At 73.0% G+C, this 21,957-nt stretch carries 19 protein-coding genes and 1 pseudogene; 8 read left to right on the top strand and 12 right to left on the bottom strand.

The window, feature by feature from the left end; translation table 11 throughout:
• Window positions 1-43 precede the first annotated feature (43 nt).
• A complete protein-coding gene (locus IE252_RS07835) occupies window positions 44-625 on the top strand; it encodes an XRE family transcriptional regulator (RefSeq protein ID WP_308434526.1) in 582 nt (193 codons plus the stop codon).
• A 9-nt stretch (window positions 626-634) separates the two neighbouring features.
• Here IE252_RS07835 and IE252_RS07830 read toward each other — a convergent pair whose 3' ends face one another.
• The 4 genes from IE252_RS07830 to IE252_RS07815 form a co-directional block, all read right to left on the bottom strand.
• Entirely contained in the window at window positions 635-1,906 is a 1,272-nt protein-coding gene (locus IE252_RS07830) for a sensor histidine kinase (RefSeq protein WP_190088970.1), read from the bottom strand.
• 5 nt (window positions 1,907-1,911) lie between these two features.
• On the bottom strand, window positions 1,912-2,637 hold the full coding sequence (locus tag IE252_RS07825) for an ABC transporter permease (protein WP_190088579.1): 726 nt from the start codon (window positions 2,635-2,637) through the stop codon (window positions 1,912-1,914).
• Window positions 2,637-3,575, bottom strand: a complete 939-nt coding sequence (locus IE252_RS07820) for an ABC transporter ATP-binding protein (RefSeq protein ID WP_190088578.1) — start codon at window positions 3,573-3,575, stop codon at window positions 2,637-2,639. Before IE252_RS07820 ends, IE252_RS07825 begins: the two co-directional genes overlap by 1 nt.
• 273 nt (window positions 3,576-3,848) lie before the next feature.
• Window positions 3,849-5,060 carry a thiolase C-terminal domain-containing protein gene (locus tag IE252_RS07815; RefSeq protein WP_373298519.1) on the bottom strand — a complete coding sequence of 404 codons (1,212 nt, stop codon included), beginning with the start codon at window positions 5,058-5,060 and terminating at the stop codon, window positions 3,849-3,851.
• A gap of 73 nt (window positions 5,061-5,133) precedes the next feature.
• Between IE252_RS07815 and IE252_RS07810 the strand changes: the two genes are divergently transcribed.
• A complete protein-coding gene (locus IE252_RS07810) occupies window positions 5,134-6,291 on the top strand; it encodes an RNA-guided endonuclease InsQ/TnpB family protein (RefSeq protein WP_190088576.1) in 1,158 nt (385 codons plus the stop codon).
• Between the two features lie 132 nt (window positions 6,292-6,423).
• Here the strand turns inward: IE252_RS07810 and IE252_RS07805 are convergent, their stop codons facing one another.
• Window positions 6,424-8,580: an acyl-CoA dehydrogenase family protein gene (locus IE252_RS07805; protein WP_190088575.1), complete on the bottom strand. Its 2,157-nt coding sequence runs from the start codon at window positions 8,578-8,580 to the stop codon at window positions 6,424-6,426.
• A gap of 183 nt (window positions 8,581-8,763) precedes the next feature.
• On the opposite strand from IE252_RS07805, the gene IE252_RS07800 reads away from it, so the two are divergent.
• From IE252_RS07800 to IE252_RS07785, 4 genes are all read left to right on the top strand, one after another.
• Complete coding sequence (locus IE252_RS07800) at window positions 8,764-9,411, top strand: class I SAM-dependent methyltransferase (protein ID WP_190088574.1); 648 nt, start codon at window positions 8,764-8,766, stop codon at window positions 9,409-9,411.
• Between the two features lie 74 nt (window positions 9,412-9,485).
• On the top strand, window positions 9,486-10,451 hold the full coding sequence (locus IE252_RS07795; protein ID WP_190088573.1) for an N-acetylmuramoyl-L-alanine amidase: 966 nt from the start codon (window positions 9,486-9,488) through the stop codon (window positions 10,449-10,451).
• A gap of 186 nt (window positions 10,452-10,637) precedes the next feature.
• The gene (locus IE252_RS07790; protein ID WP_190088572.1) at window positions 10,638-11,477 is read left to right on the top strand and encodes a hypothetical protein; all 840 of its coding nucleotides are present in this window, start codon (window positions 10,638-10,640) and stop codon (window positions 11,475-11,477) included.
• A gap of 164 nt (window positions 11,478-11,641) precedes the next feature.
• Window positions 11,642-12,652, top strand: a complete 1,011-nt coding sequence (locus IE252_RS07785) for an LLM class F420-dependent oxidoreductase (protein WP_190088571.1) — start codon at window positions 11,642-11,644, stop codon at window positions 12,650-12,652.
• Between the two features lie 9 nt (window positions 12,653-12,661).
• On the opposite strand, the gene IE252_RS07780 is transcribed toward IE252_RS07785, so the two are convergent.
• The 4 genes from IE252_RS07780 to IE252_RS07765 all read right to left on the bottom strand — a co-directional run bounded on the left by IE252_RS07780 (window position 12,662) and on the right by IE252_RS07765 (window position 16,579).
• Window positions 12,662-13,234 carry a hypothetical protein gene (locus tag IE252_RS07780; protein WP_190088570.1) on the bottom strand — a complete coding sequence of 191 codons (573 nt, stop codon included), beginning with the start codon at window positions 13,232-13,234 and terminating at the stop codon, window positions 12,662-12,664.
• A gap of 129 nt (window positions 13,235-13,363) precedes the next feature.
• A complete protein-coding gene (locus tag IE252_RS07775; RefSeq protein WP_190088569.1) occupies window positions 13,364-14,437 on the bottom strand; it encodes a prenyltransferase in 1,074 nt (357 codons plus the stop codon).
• Window positions 14,434-15,177 (bottom strand): class I SAM-dependent methyltransferase, encoded by a 744-nt coding sequence (locus IE252_RS07770; RefSeq protein WP_190088568.1) that lies wholly within the window; start codon window positions 15,175-15,177, stop codon window positions 14,434-14,436. The genes IE252_RS07775 and IE252_RS07770 overlap by 4 nt, the downstream gene beginning before the upstream one ends.
• A 91-nt stretch (window positions 15,178-15,268) precedes the next feature.
• Entirely contained in the window at window positions 15,269-16,579 is a 1,311-nt protein-coding gene (locus tag IE252_RS07765; RefSeq protein WP_190088567.1) for a glycosyltransferase family 4 protein, read from the bottom strand.
• 284 nt (window positions 16,580-16,863) lie between these two features.
• On the opposite strand from IE252_RS07765, the gene IE252_RS07760 reads away from it, so the two are divergent.
• A complete protein-coding gene (locus IE252_RS07760) occupies window positions 16,864-17,481 on the top strand; it encodes a TetR family transcriptional regulator (protein ID WP_190088566.1) in 618 nt (205 codons plus the stop codon).
• Between the two features lie 301 nt (window positions 17,482-17,782).
• Window positions 17,783-18,307 (top strand): annotated as a pseudogene (locus IE252_RS07755) (response regulator transcription factor); the annotation flags it as partial.
• Here the strand turns inward: IE252_RS07755 and IE252_RS44125 are convergent.
• The 3 genes from IE252_RS44125 to IE252_RS07740 all read right to left on the bottom strand — a co-directional run bounded on the left by IE252_RS44125 (window position 18,233) and on the right by IE252_RS07740 (window position 21,945).
• On the bottom strand, window positions 18,233-20,002 hold the full coding sequence (locus IE252_RS44125) for an ATP-binding cassette domain-containing protein (protein ID WP_308434525.1): 1,770 nt from the start codon (window positions 20,000-20,002) through the stop codon (window positions 18,233-18,235). The pseudogene IE252_RS07755 and the gene IE252_RS44125 overlap by 75 nt on opposite strands.
• A gap of 11 nt (window positions 20,003-20,013) precedes the next feature.
• On the bottom strand, window positions 20,014-21,741 hold the full coding sequence (locus IE252_RS07745; RefSeq protein ID WP_229848098.1) for an ABC transporter ATP-binding protein: 1,728 nt from the start codon (window positions 21,739-21,741) through the stop codon (window positions 20,014-20,016).
• A gap of 66 nt (window positions 21,742-21,807) precedes the next feature.
• Window positions 21,808-21,945 (bottom strand): SapB/AmfS family lanthipeptide, encoded by a 138-nt coding sequence (locus IE252_RS07740; RefSeq protein WP_190088565.1) that lies wholly within the window; start codon window positions 21,943-21,945, stop codon window positions 21,808-21,810.
• Window positions 21,946-21,957 lie beyond the last annotated feature (12 nt).

The raw sequence follows: 21,957 nt of genomic DNA, 5'->3' as shown, positions 1-21,957 counted from the left end.
AAACCGCGAGGATGCCGCTCGGGCACTGGGAGTAGATGAAGAGATGTTGTGGCCGCAAGCAGTGAAGGACCGGATCAAGACCGGCGGCGACCGGGAGATGGTGCACAGCTATCCCTACAGGTCCGCATGCCCGTCAACCGTATGGGCTGACCTCGTCGAAGGCGCGACGGCCGAGCTGTTCTTCGCCGGGTTCACCAACTACTTCCTCTGGAGCCAGGTTCCCCGGTTCTCCGAGACGATCCGGCGGAAGGCCGAGGCGGGATGCCGGGTCCGGTTCCTGCTCGGCGACCCCGAGGGCGAGGTGACACGCCAGCGGGAGGCCGTCGAGGATGTGGCGCTGACCGTGTCCACGCGCATCAGGACCACGTTGGAGCACCTTGACCGCCTCGGACCTGTGGAGGGTGTGGAGGCACGGTTCTCGTCCCCTCTCGACGCGGTCAATCACGTGAGCCTGTCCGTCTTCCGGTTCGACCACGACGCACTCGTCACACCTCATCTGGCGCGCCTGGTCGGACATGACTCGCCCCTGTTGCATCTGCGCCGGCAGGGGGCGGGGGGCATGTTCGACCGGTTCGCGGAGCACGGCGAGGAGCTGTGGGAACGGGCCGAGCCCCTACAGCCGTGACCCGGCCCCTTATCCCCGTGCGACCCGCGGCCCGGTCCCCAGCTCCGCCTCCAACTCCCCATCGACCGGATCCACCGGCAGCTCCGCCGTCACCTGGAAGCCGCCGCGTGGGCCGGGGCCCGCTTCGAGGGAGCCGCCGGCCGTCGTGAGGCGTTCGGTGAGGCCCTTCAGGCCTGTGCCGCCTATGCGTGGGGCGGGGGCGGCGGGCGGTGCGCCTCGGCCGTCGTCGGTGATCTTCAGGCGTACCCGGTCGGGCGCGCCGTCCACCGCGATCTCGCAGCGGGTCGCGCCGCTGTGCCGTACGACGTTGGTGACCGCCTCCCGTACGACCCAGCCGAGCAGCGCCTCCACCTGGGAGGGCAGCGGCGGGCCCGACAGGCGTACCACCGGCTCCACTTCGGCCGCGAGCAGCGCCGAGCGGGCCCGGTCCAGTTCGGTGCCGAGGCTGCCCTCGCGGTAGCCGGTGACGGCCTCGCGGATCTCGGTGAGCGCCTGGCGGCCGACCGACTCGATGTCGGCGACCTGGCCGAGCGCCGCGTCCAGGTCGCGCGGGGCGAGGCGGCGGGCCGCCTCCGACTTCACCACGATCACCGAGAGCGTGTGGCCGAGCAGGTCGTGCAGGTCCCGGGAGAAGCGGAGACGTTCCTTCTCCACGGCCGTACGGGCCAGCTCCTGGCGGGTGTCGCGCAGTTCGCGCACGGTCTGGGAGAGCGAGAGGACCGCCGCCGTCACCATGCCGGAGAGGAACGTGCCGTACGCGAGGGTCACGTTGTCCCACACCGCGCCGGCCTCCATGCCGGAGATGGCGCCGGCCGAGGACGCCAGGACCATGATCGTGAGGCCGAGCCCGCGGTCCCGCAGCACCGCGCCGCAGGCCAGCGAGAGCAGCGGGAAGAAGAACAGCCAGGTGCCGCCGTAGAAGATCGTGAGGGCGTAGGTGATCGCGGCCATCGCGGCCAGGATCACCAGCGTCGTACGGCTCTCCCGCTTCTCCTTGACGAAGGCGCGGAAGGAGATCGTGATGTAGAGGGAGTTGAAGGCCAGCAGGCCCGCGCCGCCGATCCATGGGTTCGGGGTCCGGCCCTGGACGAGGTTGGAGAACGCGCCCAGGCCCATCAGCAGCCAGGGCAGCAGCGTGTAGGCGCTCGCCGGGGGGCCGGGAAGATCCGCGTCGCGGTCGCACTTCTTCGGCGCGGACGCCGCCTTCTTCCGCTCCGGCAGCTCCGAAAGCCTCGGCAGCTTCGGCAGGAGTCGTGCCACTGTCTCGTTCTCCCCGTTCATCAGGCTCATACCGTCCTTGCGGACCGTCGGTAGGAGACCACGGCGTACGAGCCGAACGCCAGCAGCCAGGCGCCGAGCACCGAGACCGTCCCGAGCCCGGGGGCCGAGCCGTGCGAGACGGCCCAGCCGAGGTCGGCGAACCGGTGGGCCGGGGTGTACGCGGCGATCGAGGCGAGCCAGCCGGGGAAGGCGGACAGCGGGAACCACAGTCCGCCGATCACCGCGAGCCCCATCAGGCAGGCCGTGTTGACCACGCCCATGGCCTGCGGGCCGAGCCGGTAGCCGTTGCCGAGGCCGAGCAGGGTGAAGGGGAGCGCCCCGGCCCACAGCAGGACGGTGAGAGCGGCCCACTGCCAGGCGTCCAGGCGTACGCCGTTGACGAACGCGCCCGCCGCGAGCACCGCGGCGATCGCGGGCAGCACGGTCGCCGAGCCGCTGACCGCACGGCCCGTCACCACGCGGGACGGTGCCAGCGGGGTGACGCGCAGCTGGCGCAGCCACCCGGCGGTCTTGTCGGCGGCCACGCCCATGCCGGTGCCCAGCGACGCGCCGAGCGCGCCGTACGCCGCCATGCCGACCATCGAGGCGGTCTTCCACTCGGCCGAGTCGCCGTCGCCCGAGCCGATGTTGGTGAAGAGCAGATACATGAGGACGGGCATGCCGATGCCGAAGACCACGAACGACGCGTCGCGGAAGGTGCGGCGGATTTCGAGCAGGATGTAGCCGGGCATCAGACGGTCTCGCTTTCGCGTACGGACGTGGCCGTGGACGTGGGCGTCACGGTGGAGGTGAGGGAGAGGAACGCGTCCTCCAGGCTGGCCGGGGCGACTTCCAGGCCCCGGACCGCGCCGAGCCGGGCGAGCTCCACGACCGTGGCGTCCGGGTCGTCCGTACGCAGCCGGGCGCGGTCGCCGCGCACCTCGACCGCGACCACGCCCGGCAGTGCCGCCAGGCCCGCGCTGGGGCCGCCCGCCAGGTCGAAGGAGACCAGGCTGCCGCCCGCCGCGCGCTTGATCCGCTCGCCGGGGCCGTCGGCGACGACGCGGCCCTGGTCGACGACCACGATCCGGTCGGCGTTGTCGTCCGCCTCTTCCATGTAGTGGGTGGAGAACAGCACGGTGTTGCCCCGGGCGGCGTACGCGCGCATCGCGTCCCAGAACGCGCGGCGGGCCTCCACGTCGAGCGCGGCGGTCGGCTCGTCCAGGACCAGCAGCGCGGGCGCCCCGGCGATCGCCACCGCGAACCGGACGCGCTGGGCCTGCCCGCCGGAGAGCCGGTCGACCCGGCGGTCCGCGAACTCGGTGAGCCCGGCGAGCGCGAGGGCCTCGGCGGCCGGCATGGGGCGGGGGTAGGTCGAGCCGACGAACGCGACGAGCTCCCGTACGGTGACGCGGGGGATCGGCTGGCCCTCCTGGAGCATCGCCCCCGCGAGCCCGGCCCGCACCGCGCGCTCGGGCGCCTGCCCGAAGAGCCGCACCTCACCCGCGTCCGGCTCGTCGAGCCCGAGCAGGAGGCCGATCGTGGTCGACTTCCCGGCGCCGTTGCGACCGAGGAGCGCGACGGTCTCGCCCCGGCGGATGTCGAGGTCGATACGGTCGAGTGCGCGTACGGTGCCGAAGGTCTTGACCACGCCGTGGAAGCGCACGGCGCTGGGGGCTGTCTGCGTCATGCCCTCGACGCTACGGATCCGCCCCGGGCGGGCGGCAGATGTTCTTGTACGGGGTTGGGTGGGACAAATGTCCCGGGGGTCGCTTGTCTGCGGGCCGGTGGGTGGCTGGTCGCGCAGTTCCCCGCGCCCCTAGGTAGTCCGCCGCAGCCGGAGAACACAGCTCAGCCACAGGCTTTTAGGGGCGCGGGGAACTGCGCGAGCAACCCAGCACGGTCCGCAGACAAAGCACCCGGCCGCCCGCCCAGGGCTTTAGGGAAGGGGCGGGGTGGGGGCCTACCTCCGTAGGAGCGTCAGCACTGCCGCCCCGCCCAACCCGATGTTGTGCGCAAGCCCGACCCCCGCCCCCTCCACCTGCCGCCGGCCCCCCTCCCCCCGCAACTGCCCCACCAGCTCACACACCTGCGCCAACCCCGTCGCCCCGAGCGGATGCCCCTTGGAGATCAGGCCCCCGGACGGGTTCACCACCCACCGCCCCCCGTACGTCGTCGCCCCGGACTCCACCAGCTTTCCGGACTCGCCCTCGCCGCACATCCCCAGCGCCTCGTACGTCAGGAGCTCGTTGATGGAGAAGCAGTCGTGGAGCTCGATCACGTCGACGTCGTCGATGCCTAGGCCCGCGCGTTCGAAGACCAGACGGGCCGCCGCCCGCGTCATGCCGACGCCCACCACGTCGATGCAGCGGCCGGACGCGAAGGACTCCGCCGTGTCCGTCGTCATCGCCTGGGCGACGATCTCCACCGCCCGCTCCTCCAGGCCGTGTGCGGCGGCGAAGCGCTCGGAGACGACGACGGCCGCCGCCGAGCCGTCGGAGGTCGGGGAGCACTGGAGCTTGGTCAGGGGGCGGTGGATCTCCTTCGAGGCGAGCACCTCGGCCACCCCGTACTCCACCTGGAACTGGGCATGCGGGTTGTGCACCGAGTGGCGGTGGTTCTTCGCGCCCACCGCCGCCAGCTGCGCCGCCGTCGTCCCGTACAGCTCCATGTGCTCACGCGCCGCGTTGCCGAAGATCTGCGCGGTGGGCGGGGTCATCTCGAAGCCGTGGGCGGCGGCCATGACGGAGTAGTGGCGGGCCACCGGGGACGTCGAGAAGTCGTCACCCGTGCCGCCGCCGCCCAGCGCGCCCCGCTTCATCTTCTCGAACCCCAGCGCCAGTACGCACTCGCTCACCCCGCCCTCCACCAGCTGCCGCGCCAGCATCAGCGCGCTCGCGCCGGTCGCGCAGTTGTTGTTGACGTTGTGGACGGGGACGCCGGTCAGGCCCAGTTCGTACGCCGCCCGCTGGCCCGCCGTCGACGGCTGGAAGCAGTAGCCCGCCAGGACCTGCTCCACCTGCCCGTACGCGATCCCGGCGTCCGCCAGCGCCGCCGTGCCGGCCTCCCGGGCCATGTCCCAGTACTGCCACTCCCGCGACTCGGGCTTCTCGAACTTCGTCATGCCGACACCGGCCACGAAGCTCTTCACCGCATTCCTTGCGAGGAGTCGCATCCCAGGATTGCTCTGACGTGCGGGGACGCATGAATGTTCTTTCATTGTCAGTAGCTCCCGTTACGGTGGATGGGTGAAGGTTGTGGTGCAGGTAAAGCTGCTGCCGTCGCCCGAGGCGGCGGCGGCTCTGGCGGCGACCCTGCACGCCTGCAACCGAGCGGCAGACCGTGCTTCGGCGGTGGCGTACGAGACGGGTACTAAGTCCCGGAACAACTTGCAGAAGCTCGTCTACGCCGACCTGAAAGCGGACTTCGGGCTCGGTGCGCAACCGGCCGTGCGCACGGTGAAGAAGGTCGTGGACGCCTATGCCACGCTCCGTGCGCACATCGGCGCCGGGAACCTCGGACCGGTCGGGGCGAAGCGCCGGGTACAGGCGGAGTCCAAGCCGATCGTGTTCCGCGCGGATGCCGCGCAGCCGTACGACGACCGCATCCTGTCGTGGCAGCACGACGCGGCGACCGTGTCGCTCTGGACAGTGGCGGGGCGGCTGCGGGGCGTGCGGTTCGTCGGACACCCCGGCCAGCTCAAGACGATCCGGGAGTGCCGCAAGGGCGAAACCGACCTGGTTCACCGCGACGGCATGTGGTTCCTGACCGCGGTGTGCGAAGTCCCCGAGGAGCCGTTGTCGGAGCCGGTGGACTGGATCGGGGTGGACCGGGGCATCGTCAACCTGGCCACCGCCTCCGACGGCTCCAACTACCAGGGACGACGCCTGTCGCGTTACCGGCGCCGGCACGCGGCAAAGCGAGCCGAGCTGCAGGCCAGGCGCACACGCTCCGCGACGCGCCGGGCCAAGCGCCGCGCGAAGAACGAGGCGCGGCACGCCGCGCACGTCAACCACGAGATCAGCAAGGAGATCGTGGCCGTCGCACAACGCACCGGACGCGGGATCGCTCTCGAAGAACTGAGGGGCATCCGTGACCGGGTACGGCCTTCCCGCGACCAGCGGGCCACGCTCTCCTCCTGGCCGTTCCACCAGCTCGAAGAACACATCCGGTACAAGGCCCAGCGCCACGGCGTACCGGTGCTCGCGGTGGATGCGGCCTACACCTCGCAGATGTGCCCCAGGTGCGGGCATACCGCGCGGAACAACCGGCCCAGCCGGGACCTTTTCCCCTGCCGTCGGTGCGGCCTCGCTGGGCCCGCCGACCACGTCGCCGGGGTCAACGTGCGCAACCGCGCACGCTCGGCGTGGGTTCTCGCCAACGGACCCGTACCACAAGGGACTTAACACCTCCTGCTGGTGGTAGATGCGACCCGTGACCGCCCTGCCGTAGGGGGCAGTCGGGAGCGCGACACGGCTTGGCTGACTGGGCCTACAAGCTCGGTCCTTCAGGGCCGAGAAGTTGACATCCGTACCCCTTCAGTCTCGCGGCAGGCCGAGGATCCGCTCGGCCACGACATTGAGCTGGACCTGCGTGGTGCCGCCCGCGATCGTCAGACAGCGGGACATCAGATAGCCGTGGACGGCCCGCCGCGCCGGGCCCTCGGCCGCCGCGCCCGCCGGGCCGAGGAGTTCCAGGGCGAGGTCGGCCACCTTCTGCTGGTGGGCGGTCTGGACGAGCTTGCGCACGCTGGCCCCGGCGCCGGGCTCCAGGCCCGACACCTGGAGCATCGTGGTGCGCAGCCCGATGCAGGCCAGCGCGTGCGCCTCGGCCGCGAGGGCGCCGATCCGGGCGCGGTACGAGCCGTCCAGGCCGTCCGCGCGGACCAGCAGCGACTCCAGACCGGTGTCGAAGGTCAACTGGTCGGCCATGTGGACGCGTTCGTTGCCCAGGGTGTTGCGGGCGACCCGCCAGCCGCCGCCCACCTCGCCGACGACCGCGTCGGGCGGCAGCGGCGCCCCGTCGAAGTAGACCTCGTTGAAGAGCGCGTCCCCGGTGATCTCGCGGAGCGGGCGTACGTCGATGCCGGGTGTGTTCTTCATGTCGACCAGGAAGTACGTCAGCCCCTCGTGCTTGGGGGCCCCGGGGTCGGTCCTGGCGAGCAGGATCCCGTGGTCCGCCCACTGGGCCGCGCTCGTCCACACCTTCTGGCCGGTGATGCGCCAGCCGTCGTCGGTGCGCTCGGCCCGGGTCCGCAGGCTCGCCAGGTCGGAGCCCGCCTCCGGCTCCGAGAACAGCTGGCACCACAGCAGGTCCCCGCGCAGGGTCGGCAGCAGGAAGCGCTCCTGCTGCTCGCGCGTCCCATACGCGAGCAGCGACGGCACCACCCAGGTCCCGATCCCCAGCTCGGCGACCTTCACCCCGGCCGACTTCAACTCCTCCTGGATGACCAGTTGTTGGACCGGGCCGGCGCCCAGGCCGTAAGGAGGTGGCAGGTGCGGGGCGGCGTAGCCGGTGGGGGCCAGGGCCCGTCGAGCCGCCGCCGGGTCCAGCCCTCGTACGGATTCCGCTGCCTCCCTCGCCCTGCCCCGGAACTCCTCCGCCTCCCCGGGCAGCTCCAGACGCAGCTCCCGGCGCGCCCCGGCCCCGGCGAGCCGGACGGCCCGCTGCCGGTGGGCGTCCCCGGCGCCCAGGAGCTGGCGGGCCGCCAGGGCGCGGCGCAGGTGCAGATGGGCGTCGTGCTCCCAGGTGAAGCCGATGCCGCCGAGGATCTGGATGCAGTCCTGGGCGCAGGTGAACGCGGCGTCCAGCGCCGTGCCCGCCGCCAGCGCCGCGACCAGGCCGCGCACCTCGGCCCCCTCCGAGTCCGCCGCCCGCGCCACGTCCCACACCAGCGCCCGCGCCTGCTCGACCCGGACCAGCATGTCCGCGCAGAGGTGCTTGACCGCCTGGAACCGCCCGATCGGCCGCCCGAACTGCTCGCGCACCTTGGCGTGCGCGACCGCCGTCTCCAGCGCCCAGGCCGCGGTCCCGCACGCCTCGGCGGCGAAGAGCACGGCCGCGAGGTCCCGTACGAGCTCGGGGTCCACGGCGAGGACCCGGTCGTCCGCGACGGTGAGGCCGTGGGCGGCGACCTCGGCGGTGGGACGGGTGGGGTCGGCGCCGTCGTGCGCCCGTACGTCCAGGTCCGCCGCGTCCACCACCAGCCACAGCGTCTCCTCGCCCGCCCGGGCGGCCAGCACCAGCAGGTCGGCCTGCGCCCCGGCGAGCACGGGCGGCGCGACCCCGTCGAGCGTCCAGCCCGCCGGGTCCCGTACGGCGGTGAGGCTCCCGGGGCCGAGCGCCACGGCGGCGGTCCGGGCCCCGGTCGCGATCGCGTCCACCGTTGCCAGGTGGCCCGCCCGCTCAAGGAGCCCCGCCGCGAGCACGCTCGGCAGGTACGGGCCCGGCAGCGCGCCCCGCCCCGCCTCCTCCAGGACCACCGCGAGCTCCACCAGGCTCCCGCCGCCGTGCCGCTCGCCCAGGTGGATCCCGAGCAGGCCCTGCTCGGCCAGCGCGTCCCAGTACGGCGGGCGGGCGTCCCCGGCGGGCGCGTCCAGCAGTTTGCGCACCTCCTCGACGGGCACGGCCCGCGCCAGCCAGCCGCGTACCGCCTCGGCCAGTTCCCGCTGCTCCCGGGTGATTCCGATGCCCATGCGCACTCCCCCGCCGCCGCGGCCGCCACTGGAACGGCGACAGACTAGAACACGTTCCAATCTGACGGAAGGTCAGATCCAAGGTCAGATCGGGGCCGGACCGCCGGGGCCGGGATTCACCGGGGATTACGATGTGGCGCCACCCTCCACGCGTTCCGCGCGCACGACCACAGGAGCCCTGCCATGGCGACACCCAAGCCGGAGATCCTCGCCGCCTTCGAGGCCGCCAAGGGGTTCATGCCCGTACGCGAAGGGCTCGCGCTCTACGACGCCGCCGTGGAGGCGGGCGCGCTCGGGCTGCCGCTCCTGGAGGTCGGCACCTACTGCGGCCGCTCCACGCTGCTGCTCGCCGACGCGGCCCGCGCCGCCGGGACCGTCGCCATAACCGTCGACCACCACCGGGGCAGCGAGGAGCAGCAGCCCGGCTGGGAGTACCACGACCCGACCGTGGTCGACCCGGAGGTCGGCCTGATGGACACCCTGCCGACCTTCCGCCGCACCCTGCACAAGGCGGGCCTGGAGGACCACGTGATCGCGGTCGTCGGCCGCTCGCCGCAGGTGGCGCGGGCCTGGGGCGGCGAGGTCGGGTTCGTCTTCATCGACGGCGGCCACACCGACGAGCACGCCAACGGGGACTACGAGGGCTGGGCCCCGCACCTCGCCGAGGGCGGCCTCCTGGTGATCCACGACGTCTTCCCGGACCCGGTCGACGAATTCACCGGCCAGGCCCCGTACCGCGTCTATCTGCGCGCGCTGTCATCCGGCGCGTTCACCGAGGTCTCGGCCACGGATTCGCTGCGCGTACTGCGCCGCACGCGCGCCGGAGTGTGACGGCGCACGCCCCGGTGCACCCCTTCGGCCGCACGAGCCGCGCCACGGCCGACCGCCCCGGCTAGCATCGCAGCGTGCCGTACGACAGCGAGTCCCCCACCCCCGCCCGGCGCCGGCTGCGCGGCAACCTCGTCATCGCCACCGCCGCGCTGGTCCCGACCGCCCTGGCCGGATGGCTGGTGTGGCAGGCCATGGACGGGTCCGGTGGCCAGGACGACAAGCCGCCGAGGGTGCTGCCGCTGCCGAGCGGGCCGTCCGTGGCGCCCTCGGTGAACGGCCGGCAGCCGACCGTGACCGTGACGGCGACCCCGTCACCGGACACCTCGCCCGCCGCCTCGCCCTCCACCCAGTCGGCCCGGCCGACCGGGCCGCTCGCCGGACGGGTCGTGGTGATCGACCCGGGGCACAACCCCAGCAACTTCAAGCACGCCGCCGACATCAACCACCAGGTCGACATCGGGACGAACAAGAAGGAGTGCGACACCACCGGCACCGACACGCAAGGCGGGTACACCGAGGCCGCGTTCACCCTGGACGTCTCGCACCGCATCCGGCCCCTGCTGGAGAAGCTGGGCGCGACCGTCACGTACACCCAGGACAACGACCGGCCGTTCGGCCCGTGCGTGGACGAGCGGGCGGCGATCGGCAACAAGGCGAAGGCGGACGCGGTCGTCTCGGTGCACGCCGACGGCGCGGCCGAGGGACAGCACGGCTTCCATGTGATCCTGCCCGCCCTGGTGAACGCCGGGAAGGCGAACACCGCCCCGATCGTGGGCCCCTCGCGTGAGCTGGGTGTGAGGATCGCGGGGAAGTTCGTGCACGCCACGGGCATGCCGCCCTCCAACTACGTCGGCGACGGCACCGGGTTGGACGTCCGCAAGGACCTCGGCGGGCTCAACCTGTCGACCGTGCCGAAGGTGTTCATCGAGTGCGGGAACATGCGGGATTCCGGCGACGCGGCCCTGCTGACGAGCGCGGACTGGCGCCAGAAGGCGGCGCAGGGGATCACGGACGGGATCAGCAGCTTCCTGCAGAAGTGAAGGGGTCGCCGACCCGAACGGTCGGCTGCGGGTCGGTCACGGTCTGAGCACCGAGGGGACTTCCCACCCGGTCAGACGATAGATTCTCCTCCGGGCGGGGAACCGCCCCCGTGCTTCGCGCCGTGTGCACGTACACCGGCGGCAGCGATGACCGCCCAGACGAGACGACCCAAAAAGGACTATTACGTGAACATCCGCTCCCTCACGCGAGGCGACGGCGTGGTGATCGGAGCAGCGGTGGTGCTGTTCATCGCCTCGTTCCTCGATCTCTACTCGGTCGACAACGCATGCGTCGGCTCCATCTGCTCCCACGCCAACGTTCCGAACGCGTGGGACGCGCTGGGCCTGCTGATGAGCATGTTCCTGGCCGGCATCATCGGAGCGGTCCTCATCGTCGTGGCCCGTTCGCTGCCGCAGCCGAAGAAGATCGCCGGGATGGACCTGGCCCAGTTCGGTACCGCCTTCACGATCTTCTCCGCGTGGACCGCGTTCTGGACCATCATCGACATGGACAGCGCCGGCGCCGGCATGATCCTCGGCCTGATCTCCACGCTGGTGCTCGCCGCCGGCGCGGTGGCCGGTCCGATGGTGGCCGCGCTCAAGGCCCCGCTGATGGGCGCCCCGCGTCCGGCCGTGGCCCCGTACGGCGCCCAGCCCTACGGTGCGCAGCCCGCCGGTGGCTACGGCTACCCGGGCGGCGCCCAGCCGCAGCCCCAGCCGTACGGTGCCGCGGGCGCCGACCCGAGCCAGGGCGGCCAGACCCCGGCGCCCGGCGCCGCGGCCCAGCCGGCCCCGGCCCCGGCGGCCGGTGCCGGTGCTCCGGCCGGGGACTTCGCCCCGTTCTGGTTCGCCGTTCCGGTGGCCCGTCCGCTGTACCCGGAGGACGGCTCCCCCACGCCGATCGCGGAACTCGCGCCCGGTACGTGGTACCTGGCGGTGGAGCAGCGTGGTGCGGCGCTGGTCGCGCAGACGCAGGACGGGCGTCGTGGTGTTCTTCAGGACACGACGGGTATCCAGCGCGGTTAGTTCGCTGCCCGGCTGGTCGCGCCCGCGCGGCGGAGCCGCACATGTCACAGCCTCGCGCCCCTAGTGGCAGATGCATCACGGCCCCTCGCCCCTTCCGGGCGGGGGGCCTTTGCCGTACGCTCCCCTGACGGTCCGTCAGATCATTCTGGTTGGGGGCTCTCGTCATGCGCCTTGGACTCGCACTCGGGTACTGGGGACGCGGCCCCAACCCCGCCCACCTCGAACTCGCCCAAGAAGCCGAGCGGCTCGGGTACGACTCCGTGTGGACCGCCGAGGCCTGGGGGTCGGACGTGTTCACCCCGCTGACCTGGATCGCCGCGCACACCTCCCGTATCAAACTGGGCACCGCCGTCGCGCAGATGGCCGCCCGCACCCCCACCGCCACCGCCATGCACGCGCTGACCCTCGACCACCTCTCCGGTGGCCGCATGATGCTGGGCCTGGGGCTTTCGGGGCCGCAGGTGGTGGAGGGGTGGTACGGGCGGCCGTTCCCGTCCAGTCCGCTGACGGCGACGCGGGAGTACGTGGAGGTCATCCGGCAGGTGCTGCGGCGCGGGGCGCCCGTGGAGCTGGACGGCCGCTTCCACCCGCACCCGTACCGGGGCGCGGACGGCACCGGCCTCGGCAGGCCGCTCAAGCCGATCACGCATCCGCTGCGGGCGGACCTGCCGGTGCTGCTGGGCGCCGAGGGCCCCAAGAACATCGCGCAGACGACCCGGATCGCCGACGGCTGGCTGCCGCTGTACTGGTCGCCGACGCGGCTCGACGTGTACGAGGCGTCGCTGGCGAGGGCGCCCGAGGGCTTCACCGTCGCCCCCATGGTCCGGGCGCACGTCTGCGCCGACGTGGCCGAGGGGCTGCTGCCGGTGAAAGCGATGCTCGGCTTCTACATCGGCGGGATGGGGCACGCGGCCCGCAACTTCCACGCGGATCTGATGGCGCGGATGGGGTACGAGGCCGACGCCCGCCGGATCCAGGCGCTGTTCGGGGAGAGCCGCCGCGAGGAGGCGGTCCGGGCCGTCCCCGACGCCTTCGCCGACGAGATCTCGCTGGTCGGGCCGCGCGAACGGATCGCGGAGCGGCTGGAGTCCTGGCGCAAGGGTCCGGTGACGGACCTGCTGGTCACGTCACCGGACCTGACGACGCTACGGGTGCTGGCCGAACTGAACGGCTAGGGCGCCCGCTCAGCCGCCGCTGAGCTGCGAGGCGGACGGCACCTGGTCCTTGACCTCGGCGCCCGCGCTCTTGCCGGCGTCCTTGACCCCGTTGATGACGTTCTCGAACATCCCGACATCCGCGTCGGTGGCGTCGCCCTTGCGGAGCTTGCCGCCGAGGTTCTTGAGCGAGTCGATGCCGGAGCTGAGGGGGGCGACGGCCTTGGAGAGGAGCGGGTCGCCCTTGGCGTTGTTCACGGCCGCCTTCAGCCGGTTGTATGTGAAGGCTCCGGCCAGACCGGCCTTGACCAGGGCGAACGTCCGGCCCTTGGTGCCCTTCTTGAACTTGCCCGCCTTGAACGGCTTCACGATCCACTGGTAGGCGGCGCCCGCCGCGAGTCCCGCGTTGGCGACGAACCGCGTCTTGGCGAGCTTCTGCTTCTCGAAGGAACTGGTGGGGGACGGGGAGGCGGGGGCCTCCGCCGCCGTCAGGCTGTTGCGGGCGCTCTTGGTCTCGCCTCCGCAGGCGGTCGTCGACACCAGGACTGCGGTGGACAGGACGACCGCCACGAGTATGCGGCGGAAGTTGAGCGTACTGGGCACGGTGACCTCCGGGGAGATGTGTCGTCCTCCCCGGCAGCCTCACCCGCCCCGACCGGTACCGCCACTCGGGCGAGCCCATCCGGGTGCCCGGCCCTTGAATGCCGCTGCGCGGCATCCCCCCAAGACGGGCTAGCCGCAACACTCCGGCGAGAGCCCCCGCGGCAGGCGCTCCCCGCCGAACACCGCCGTCGTCGCCTCGTCGCCGCCCAGCGCCGCCACCGCGAGCAGCAGCGAACCCGCCGTCCACGTCGTGAGCTCCTCCGGCCACACCGCCCGGTTGCCCTCGAAGACGTAACCCGTCCAGTACAGGCCGTCCCCGGCCCGCAGGTGCTGGATGGACTGGAGGATCTCCAGGGCGCGGTCCGACTCGCCCATCACCCACAGCGCGAGCGCGAGTTCGCAGCTCTCGCCGCCCGTCACCCACGGGTTCGGCAGCACGCACCGCACCCCGAGCCCGGGCACCACGAAGTCCTCCCAGCGCGCCTCGATGCGCGCCTTCGCCTGGGCGCCGGTCACCGCGCCGCCGAGGACGGGGTAGTACCAGTCCATGGAGTAGCGGGACTTGTCCAGGAAGCGCTCGGGGTGGTGGGCCACGGCGTGCGCGAGCGCGCCCGTCGCCAGCTCCCAGTCCGGCTGCGGCTCCTCGCGCTGCTCGGCGATCGCCAGGGCGCACCGCAGTGCCTGGTGGATCGAAGAGCTGCCGGTGAGCAGCGCGTCGGTGACGGGCGAGCCGTCCTCCTCGCGCTTCCAGCCGATCTGCCCGCCCGGCTGCTGGAGCCGCAGCACGAACTCGACGGCCGCGTACACCACCGGCCACATCCGGTCCAGGAAGGTGTCGTCGCCGGTAGCGAGGTAGTGGTGCCAGACGCCCACCGCCACGTACGCGACGAAGTTGGTCTCCCGGCCCCGGTCGGTGATCCGCGCGAAGTCGCCGTCGTGGTACGCCGCGTACCAGGACCCGTCGTCGTTCTGGTGCCGTGCCAGCCACTCGTAGGCGCGCGCGGCGGCGTCGTGCTCGCCCGCCGCGTCCAGCGCCATGGCGGCCTCGGTGTGGTCCCACGGGTCCAGGTGGTGCCCGCGGAACCACGGTATGGCGCCGTCCTCGCGCTGCACGGCGAGGATGCCGGCCACCGTGGCGGCGGCCTGCCCGGCGGTGAGCACCCCCGGCAGGACGAGGTGCTCGGTGCGCTCCGGTGAGGTCACTTGGCGGCGACCTTGTCGTAGCGCGCGAGGTGCGGCTTGGTCGCGTACGCCACGAAGCTCTTGCCGACGATCGGGTTGAGCGCCTGCTCCGCGAGCCGCGTGACCAGGGGCTTCTTCATGATGTCCCAGACGAGCAGCTTGTGGTACGCCCGCACCGGCAGCGCCTTGTCGTTGTCGACGCCGAAGGCGCACTTGAGCCACCAGTACGGCGAGTGCAGCGCGTGCGCGTGGTGCGTGCCGTACGGCTTGAGGCCCGCCTCCTTCATCTTGCCGAGCAGCTCGTCCGCCTTGTAGATGCGGATGTGGCCGCCCTCGACCTCGTGGTACGCGTCGGAGAGCGTCCAGCAGACCTTCTCCGGCCCGTAGCGGGGCACGGTGACCGCTATCCGGCCGCCCGGCTTGAGGACCCGGACCATCTCGGCGAGCACGCCCTTGTCGTCCGGGATGTGCTCCATGACCTCGGAGATGATCACGACGTCGAAGGACTCGTCGGGGAAGGGCAGGTTGAGCGCGTCGCCCTCCATCGCGGTGGCGGTCGCCCCCTCGGGCGCCTCACCGGCCTCCTTCATCGCGGCGAACCACTTGGCGACCTCGCGGATCTCCTCGCCGTTCTGGTCGAGCGCCACGACCTGCGCACCGCGCCGGTAGCACTCGAAGGCGTGCCGCCCCGCGCCGCAGCCCAGGTCGAGCACGCGGTCGCCCGGGGCGAGCGGGAAGCGGGAGAAGTCGACGGTCAGCACGGGGCCTGCCCTTTCGGATGGAGAACAGCTGCGGCCGCGGAGCGGCCGGGGGTCGGGGCCGCGGAGCGGCGGGTGCCGGCGCGGTGCCGGGTCACCTGGTGGGTGCCTTGTGGTGGGCGATCGCGGAGCGGTACAGCTCGGCGGTGCCCTCGGCCGCGCGGGCCCAGGTGAACCGGTCGAGGACCCGTTCCCGCCCGGCCGCGCCGAGCCGCGCGCGCAGTTCCGGGTCGGCCAGGAGGCGGTTCAGGGCCGCGGCGAGCGCGCCCGGCTCGCCCGGCGGCACCGCGAGGCAGGTCTCCCCGTCGGGCCCGGCGACCTCGGGGATGGCTCCGCCGGTCGTGGCGACCAGCGGCGTCCCCGTCGCCATCGCCTCGGCGGCCGGGAGCGAGAACCCCTCGTACAGCGAAGGAACACAGCTGACCTGCGCGGACCGTACGAGGTCGACCAGCTCGGCGTCGCTGATGCCCTTGACGAACCGGACCGCGTCGCCGAGCCCGTACTTCTCGATGGCCTGCGCGACCGGCCCGTCCTCGGCCCGCTTGCCGACCACCACGAGGTGCGCCTCGGGGTGTTCGGCGCGCACCTTGGCGAGCGCCTCGACGAGGAAGACGAGCCCCTTGAGCGGGACGTCCGCGCTGGAGGTGGTGACGATCCGGCCGGGCACCTCGGCCACCGCCGGGTCCGGGGACCACAGGTCGGTGTCGGCGCCGATGTGCACCACGGAGATGCGGTCCTCGCGCACCCCGAGGTGCTCGACGATCTCGCGCTGCGAGGAGCCGGAGACGGTGAGCACGGACGGCAGCCTGCGGGCGACCCGCTTCTGCATCCGCGTGAACCCGTACCAGCGGCGTACCGAGGAGCGCCGCTTCCAGTCCTCGGCGGCGTCCAGCTCCAGCTGCCGGTCGACGGTGATGGGGTGGTGGATCGTGGTGACGAGGGGCGCGCCGAGGTCGGCGAGCAGGCCGTAGCCGAGCGTCTGGTTGTCGTGGATGACGTCGAACTCGCCCTTGCGGGCGGCGAGGTGGCGCCGGGCCCGCAGCGAGAAGGTCAGCGGCTCGGGGAAGCCGCCGGTCCACATGGTGGCGACCTCGAGCGCGTCGACCCAGTCCCGGTACTCGTCCTTCTTGGGCGTGCGGAACGGGTCGGGCGAGCGGTACAGGTCCAGGCTGGCGAGCTCGGTGAGCGGCACGCCCTCGTCCAGGACGGGGTACGGCTGGGCGCCGATGACCTCCACGCTGTGCCCCAGGCGGGCGAGTTCGCGGGAGAGGTGGCGTACGTAGACGCCCTGGCCGCCGCAGAACGGATTGCCCTTGTACGTCAGGAGGGCGATCCGCAGCGGGCGGTCGCCCGCACGGGCCGGCTCCCCTGCGCGGGGGCTTGCCTCTATGGCCTCTGCGGTCACTCGCGGCCCCTTCATCGCTGCGTTTCGCCGGAGCGTAACCGCTCGCGCTAATCTAGAACAAGTTCCAGACTTGATCCTTCTTGATCACTCCGAGGAGCCTCAAGAAGCTTCGAATCTACCGGCAGGTAGCGCGCGTGTGAGGGCCGGAACAGGTGATTCGCGCCACCACCGGGCCCCCTGCCATGCTGTGCCCCCGGAAACGGGCCGCCAGGGGCACCGGGCCCGCACGGGGCCCGCACGGGGAACAGTACGGAATCGCACGACCGGACGACGGAACGGGACAGATGACAGCGGAAGCCAAAGCAGCCATTCCTGCGTCGCCCGCCCTGACCGAGCGCCAGGAGGCGCGCCGCCGCCGCATCCTGCACGCCAGCGCCCAGCTGGCCAGCCGGGGCGGCTTCGACGCGGTCCAGATGCGCGAGGTGGCCGAGGCCGCGGGGGTCGCGCTCGGCACGCTCTACCGCTACTTCCCGTCCAAGATCCATCTGCTGGTCGCCACCATGCAGGACCAGCTCCAGCACCTGCACTCCACGCTCCGCAAGCACCCGCCGTCCGGCGACTCGGCCGCCGAGCGGGTCGCCGAGACGCTGATGCGGGCGTTCCGCGCGCTCCAGCGCGAGCCGCACCTCGCCGACGCGATGGTGCGCGCCCTCACCTTCGCCGACCGCTCGGTCAGCCCCGAGGTGGACACGGTCTCCCGGCAGACCACCGCGATCATCCTGGACGCGATGGGCCTGGACCACCCCACCCCGCAGCAGCTCTCGGCGGTCCGGGTGATCGAGCACACCTGGCACTCGGCGCTGATCACCTGGCTGTCGGGGCGGGCCTCGATCGCCCAGGTGAAGATCGACATCGAGACGGTGTGCCGACTGATCGACCTCACGGCCCCGGCGTCCGACTGAGGGCCCGCCGGGCCGACGGCACCGGAAGAAGACATCGCGGACACCTCGTAGGACAGCACCGGAATCGGACAGGCCGCATGGCCTCCGGACGGCCGTCGGACCGGCCGCGCCCGCCCCTGTTCCACGCCCGGCGCGCGGACACGCTGGGCGCTCCCGATCCGCGCCGGGCTGTGCGCCGCGCGCGCCCCCGTGCCACCCCGTGGCCGATAATCCGGGTTCCCCTCCCCCGGCGCGCAGATAGAAAGGTTTCGCGTGCAAAAGGAAGGCAACCGGTAGGCGGGGAGCTGGAGGGGGCTGAAACGTGATCCGGGTACTTCTCGTGCACGATGCCTGTCTGATGCGGTCGGCACTTGCCGACCGCCTGGCCCGTGAACCCGGTCTGGAGGTGCATCACGCACCGTGGTGCAGTGCGCCCGCTCGCGCGCGGGTCCTGCGGCCGGATGTGTGCGCCGTGGACCTGGACTGTTCCGACTCGTACGGGATAGCGCCGCTGGGGGAGTTACAGAGCCGGCACAACGGGTCGCGGGGCACCCGGCTCGTCGTGCTGGCCAGTGCCAACCGGCCCGGGCCGCTGCGCCAGGCCGTGGAGGCGCACGCCCTCGGCTACGTCGACAAGGACGCCACCCCGGAGCGGCTGGTGGTGGCGATAAGACAGGTGGCGGGCGGTCGTCGGTTCGTCGACGACTCGCTGGGCTGCGGGTTCCTGCGGGCGGCCGAGATGCCGCTGACGAGACGGGAGCTGAGCGTGCTCTCACTCGCCGCCGAGGGCGCCTCGATCGCGGACATCGCGCACAGCCTCCATCTGTCCAACGGGACCGTGCGGAACTACATGGCGGCGATCACCCGTAAGACCGGCGCCCGCAACCGCGTGGACGCCATCCGCATCTCCCAGGGCGAGGGATGGGTGTAATCCGGTCAACTCCCGGTAGAACGCGGACTGTTGGAGGAGTTCCTCGTGCGTACCGCGTTCCACCCCGTCGCCGCCGAGGACCAGGACCTGCCGGGCCCGGCCCGCCGAGCCGGTCCGGTGCGCCACCACCACCAGGGCCGTCCCGGGCCGCTTGGCGAACGCCCGCTCGGCCCGTGCCTCGGCCGCCGGGTCGAGGTGGCAGGTCGCCTCGTCGAGCAGGACCAGGGGCGCGGGGGCCGCGTACGCCCGGGCCAGGGCGATCAACTGCCGCTCTCCTGCGGAGAGTTCCGACGGCGACAGCGCGGCGTCGAGGCCGCCGAGCCGGTCGACGAGTTCGCGGGCGCCCACGGCCGTGCAGCAGTCGAGCAGGTCCTCGTCGCCGGGCGGGTCGTCCGGGCACAGATAGGTGAGGTTGGTACGGACGGTGTCGGTGAAGACGTACGCCTGCTGGGGCACCAGGACCCGCGCGCATCCGCGCAACACCTCGCCCCTGTCCGGGACCCGCACCCCCGCCATGAGCTCGGCCAGGGTGGACTTGCCGATTCCGCTGGGGCCGACGACCGCGAGGTGCCCGCCGTGCGGCACGGTCAGGTCCAGGTGGTCGACGACGGGCGCGGCGCCCGGCCCGTACGCGAAGGTGACGTCCCGCAGCCGCACGGCCTCGTCGGGGCCGGGGGCGCCGGAGGGGTCCGCCGCGACTTCCCCTGGCACTCCCCCGTCCGCCGTCAGCCGCCGCAGCACCACGAACAGCCGCGCCCCCGAGGTGCCGAGGCCCTGCATCAGGGACTGGAGGGCCGGGATCAGGGACTGGGTGAGATAGGCGAGGGCGCCCACGAACGCGCCGGGCGTGACGCCGTGGTCCAGCAGCCAGGGGGCCGCCGCGAGCAGCAGCACCACGGTGAGGCGGCCGCCGATCCCGGCCGCGAGGGTGCGCAGCACCCCCCAGCGGGCCAGCGCGCGCGAGGCGTGGAACTCGGCGTCGATCCGCTCCCGCACGTCCCCGCCCACCCGATCCTGCGCCCCGGCCGCCGTGATGTCCCGCAACCCGCCGACCGCGAGCCCGAGTTCGGCGGCCAGCGCCTCGTCGGCGGCCAGGAACACCTCCTGGCGCCGGGCCAGCGGGCGCAGGGTGGCGACGAACAGGGCGAGTCCGGCGGCCAGCGGCAGCGCCACCACCGGCAGCAGCACCGGCGCCAGCGAGAAGAGCCCGATCAGCGCGCCGATCGCCGTGACGACGAAGGTCCGCGACACCATCACCAGACCGGCGAGCGTGTCGCGGGCGATCTCCACCTGGTGGGTGAGCCGGGAGACCGCCGCCCCGTCCGGCGCCCGCAGCGCCCGGCGCACCACCCGGCGTACGAGGTCGTCGCGGACGGGTTCGACGAGCGCGGCCACCGCCAGGTGCACCCGGCCGGTGCCGAACGACCCGGCCAGCACGCCGAGCGCCGCCAGCGCCAGCCAGCCGAGGCCGACGTCGGTGTGCCCCGCGAGGAAGCCCCGGTCGAGTGCCCGCGCCAGCGCGTAGCCGAGCAGGAACGTCTCCCCCGCCTCCAGCGCCGACCAGGCGGCGAGCCGGAGCAGCGCCCGCCACCGGGGGCGCACGAGCCGCATCAGGCGCCCCTTCACGCGGCCTCCTGCGCGAACACCGCGCGGTACTCGGGCAGCCGCCACAGCTCGGCGTGCGGGGCGAGGGCGCGCACCCCGCCGCCGTCCAGCCACACCACGAGGTCGGCGCGGGCGGCGGTGGTCACCCGGTGGGCGACGATGAGCCGGGTGCCGGGGGTGAGCTCGTCGAGCAGGGCGCGGGAGACCTTCAGCTCGGTCGCGGAGTCCAGGCTGGAGGTGGCGTCGTCGAGGATCAGGAGGCGTCCGCAGTGCGCGAACGCCCGTGCCAGGCCCAGGCGTTGGGCCTCACCGCCGGACATGGGGGCCTCGGCGCAGGGCGTGTCGTAGCCGAGCGGCAGTCTGCGCACGAACTCGTCGGCGCAGGCCGCGCGCGCGGCCGCCCGGACCTCGTCGGGGCCCGGTTCGCCGACGCCGAACGCGATCGTGCCGCCGACGGTGGCGCCGAGGAGCGCGGGGCGGGCGAAGGCGTGGCCGACCTCGCTGCGCAGCGCGTCCCGGGAGAGCTCGGGCAGCGGGACGCCGTCGACCAGGACCGTGCCCCGGTCGGGGTCCGCGAGCCGGCCCGCGACCGCCGCCAGCGCTGTCTTGCCGCTGCCGGAGCGCCCGACCACGGCGGCGACCGCCCCGCCGGGCACGTACAGGTCGACCTGGCGCAGGGGCCCGGTGGACACGCTCCGGAACTCCAACGCCCCTGATCCGTCCGGAAGTTGGCGTGTTCCGTACGTCATGGCGGGCGGAGCGAGCGCCTCGGCCAGCCGGTCGGTGGCGGCGCGGCCGCGCACCAGGGCGTTGAGCTGGCCGACCAGGGCTCCGGTGCCGGTGGCGAGGACCGCGTACCGCCAGGCCGCGAGCATGCCGCCGACGCTCAGCGCGCCGTCCGCGAGCCGCAGCCCGGCGACCGCGAGCACGGTGAGCTGGAGCAGCGGCAGCAGGGCGGCGGCCTGGGCGGTGGAGCGGCCGGTGACACGCCACATGCGGTAGCCCTGGCGGGAGAGTTCGGGCAGCGGGGCGAGGATGCGGGCCGCGTCGCGTTCGGCGGCGTTGGCGGCCGCGATGGTGCGGGCGCCTTCCACCGCTTCGGTGAGCCGCCCGGCGATCTCGCCCTGGGCGCGCAGATAGGCGGCGCCCGCGTCGCCGGAGGCGCGCACGAACACCTTGAGCAGCACGGCGAGTACGGGCATCCCGGCGAGCAGCGCGAGGGCCGACCACCCGTCGGTGAGCGCGAGCGCCACCAGGCCGCCGACCGGGGTGATCACTGCGGCGAGCGTGGCGGCGAGGGTGGCGGGCACGGGTCCGGCCTGGGCCGCGTTGCCGACCAGCCGGGCCACCAGGTCGCCCTCGGGCAGGGCCGCGCGCGGCCCGGTGGCGAGGACGTGGCGCAGGACCCGGTCGCGTATCCACGCGGTGGTACGGGCATTGGCGACGGCGGTGACCAGGCCGTCGAGGGCGCCGAGCAGGATGGTCGCGCCGGTGAGCGCCGCGCACAGGGCGAGCCAGGGGCCCGCGGCCGCCCGGTCGTCGCCGAGCAGCAGGTCGAGGGTGCGGCCGAGCGCCCACGGCAGGGCCAGGCCCGCCCCGGCGAGGGCCGTGGTCAGCAGCAGGACGAGGGCGGCGGGTGCCGCGCCGTACCGAACGGTCTCGCGGAGAAAGGGGCGCTGCGCCAAGGGGCCCTCCGGGGCGCGCACGCCCCGGGCGGAGAGCAGATCCGCCCGGGGCCGCGTCACACAGTTGATCAGTTTCGATCAATGTTGATCAGGTGCAACAGGGATTGATCAGGGTGGTGCGGGTGCTCAGAGGCAGAGCAGGAAGCTGTTCGAGCTGTGCTTGTCACACGCGAGCAGGCTCAGGCTGCTCTGGTCGCCGCCGCCACCGCCGCCGCCACCCGTGGTCTCGGGAACGTCCATCTTCTGCAGGTCGAGAAGTGTCATCGCCATCTCCTT

The organism is Streptomyces melanogenes (genome assembly GCF_014649795.1).
Classification (GTDB): domain Bacteria; phylum Actinomycetota; class Actinomycetes; order Streptomycetales; family Streptomycetaceae; genus Streptomyces; species Streptomyces noboritoensis.
Note: the sequence above shows the minus strand (reverse complement) of the source record. Positions and strands in the feature narration are given on the sequence as shown.

What these genes read in the sequence shown, in the direction of transcription:
- IE252_RS07830 (WP_190088970.1), bottom strand. Translation starts at nt 1,906, where the DNA reads ATGAACGGGGAGAACGAGACAGTGGCACGACTCCTGCCGAAGCTGCCG.
- IE252_RS07805 (WP_190088575.1), bottom strand. Translation starts at nt 8,580, where the DNA reads ATGGGCATCGGAATCACCCGGGAGCAGCGGGAACTGGCCGAGGCGGTA.
- IE252_RS07820 (WP_190088578.1), bottom strand. Translation starts at nt 3,575, where the DNA reads ATGACGCAGACAGCCCCCAGCGCCGTGCGCTTCCACGGCGTGGTCAAG.
- IE252_RS07785 (WP_190088571.1), top strand. Translation starts at nt 11,642, where the DNA reads ATGCGCCTTGGACTCGCACTCGGGTACTGGGGACGCGGCCCCAACCCC.
- IE252_RS44125 (WP_308434525.1), bottom strand. Translation starts at nt 20,002, where the DNA reads ATGCGGCTCGTGCGCCCCCGGTGGCGGGCGCTGCTCCGGCTCGCCGCC.
- IE252_RS07800 (WP_190088574.1), top strand. Translation starts at nt 8,764, where the DNA reads ATGGCGACACCCAAGCCGGAGATCCTCGCCGCCTTCGAGGCCGCCAAG.
- IE252_RS07760 (WP_190088566.1), top strand. Translation starts at nt 16,864, where the DNA reads ATGACAGCGGAAGCCAAAGCAGCCATTCCTGCGTCGCCCGCCCTGACC.
- IE252_RS07815 (WP_373298519.1), bottom strand. Translation starts at nt 5,060, where the DNA reads ATGCGACTCCTCGCAAGGAATGCGGTGAAGAGCTTCGTGGCCGGTGTC.
- IE252_RS07835 (WP_308434526.1), top strand. Translation starts at nt 44, where the DNA reads ATGTTGTGGCCGCAAGCAGTGAAGGACCGGATCAAGACCGGCGGCGAC.
- IE252_RS07825 (WP_190088579.1), bottom strand. Translation starts at nt 2,637, where the DNA reads ATGCCCGGCTACATCCTGCTCGAAATCCGCCGCACCTTCCGCGACGCG.
- IE252_RS07740 (WP_190088565.1), bottom strand. Translation starts at nt 21,945, where the DNA reads ATGACACTTCTCGACCTGCAGAAGATGGACGTTCCCGAGACCACGGGT.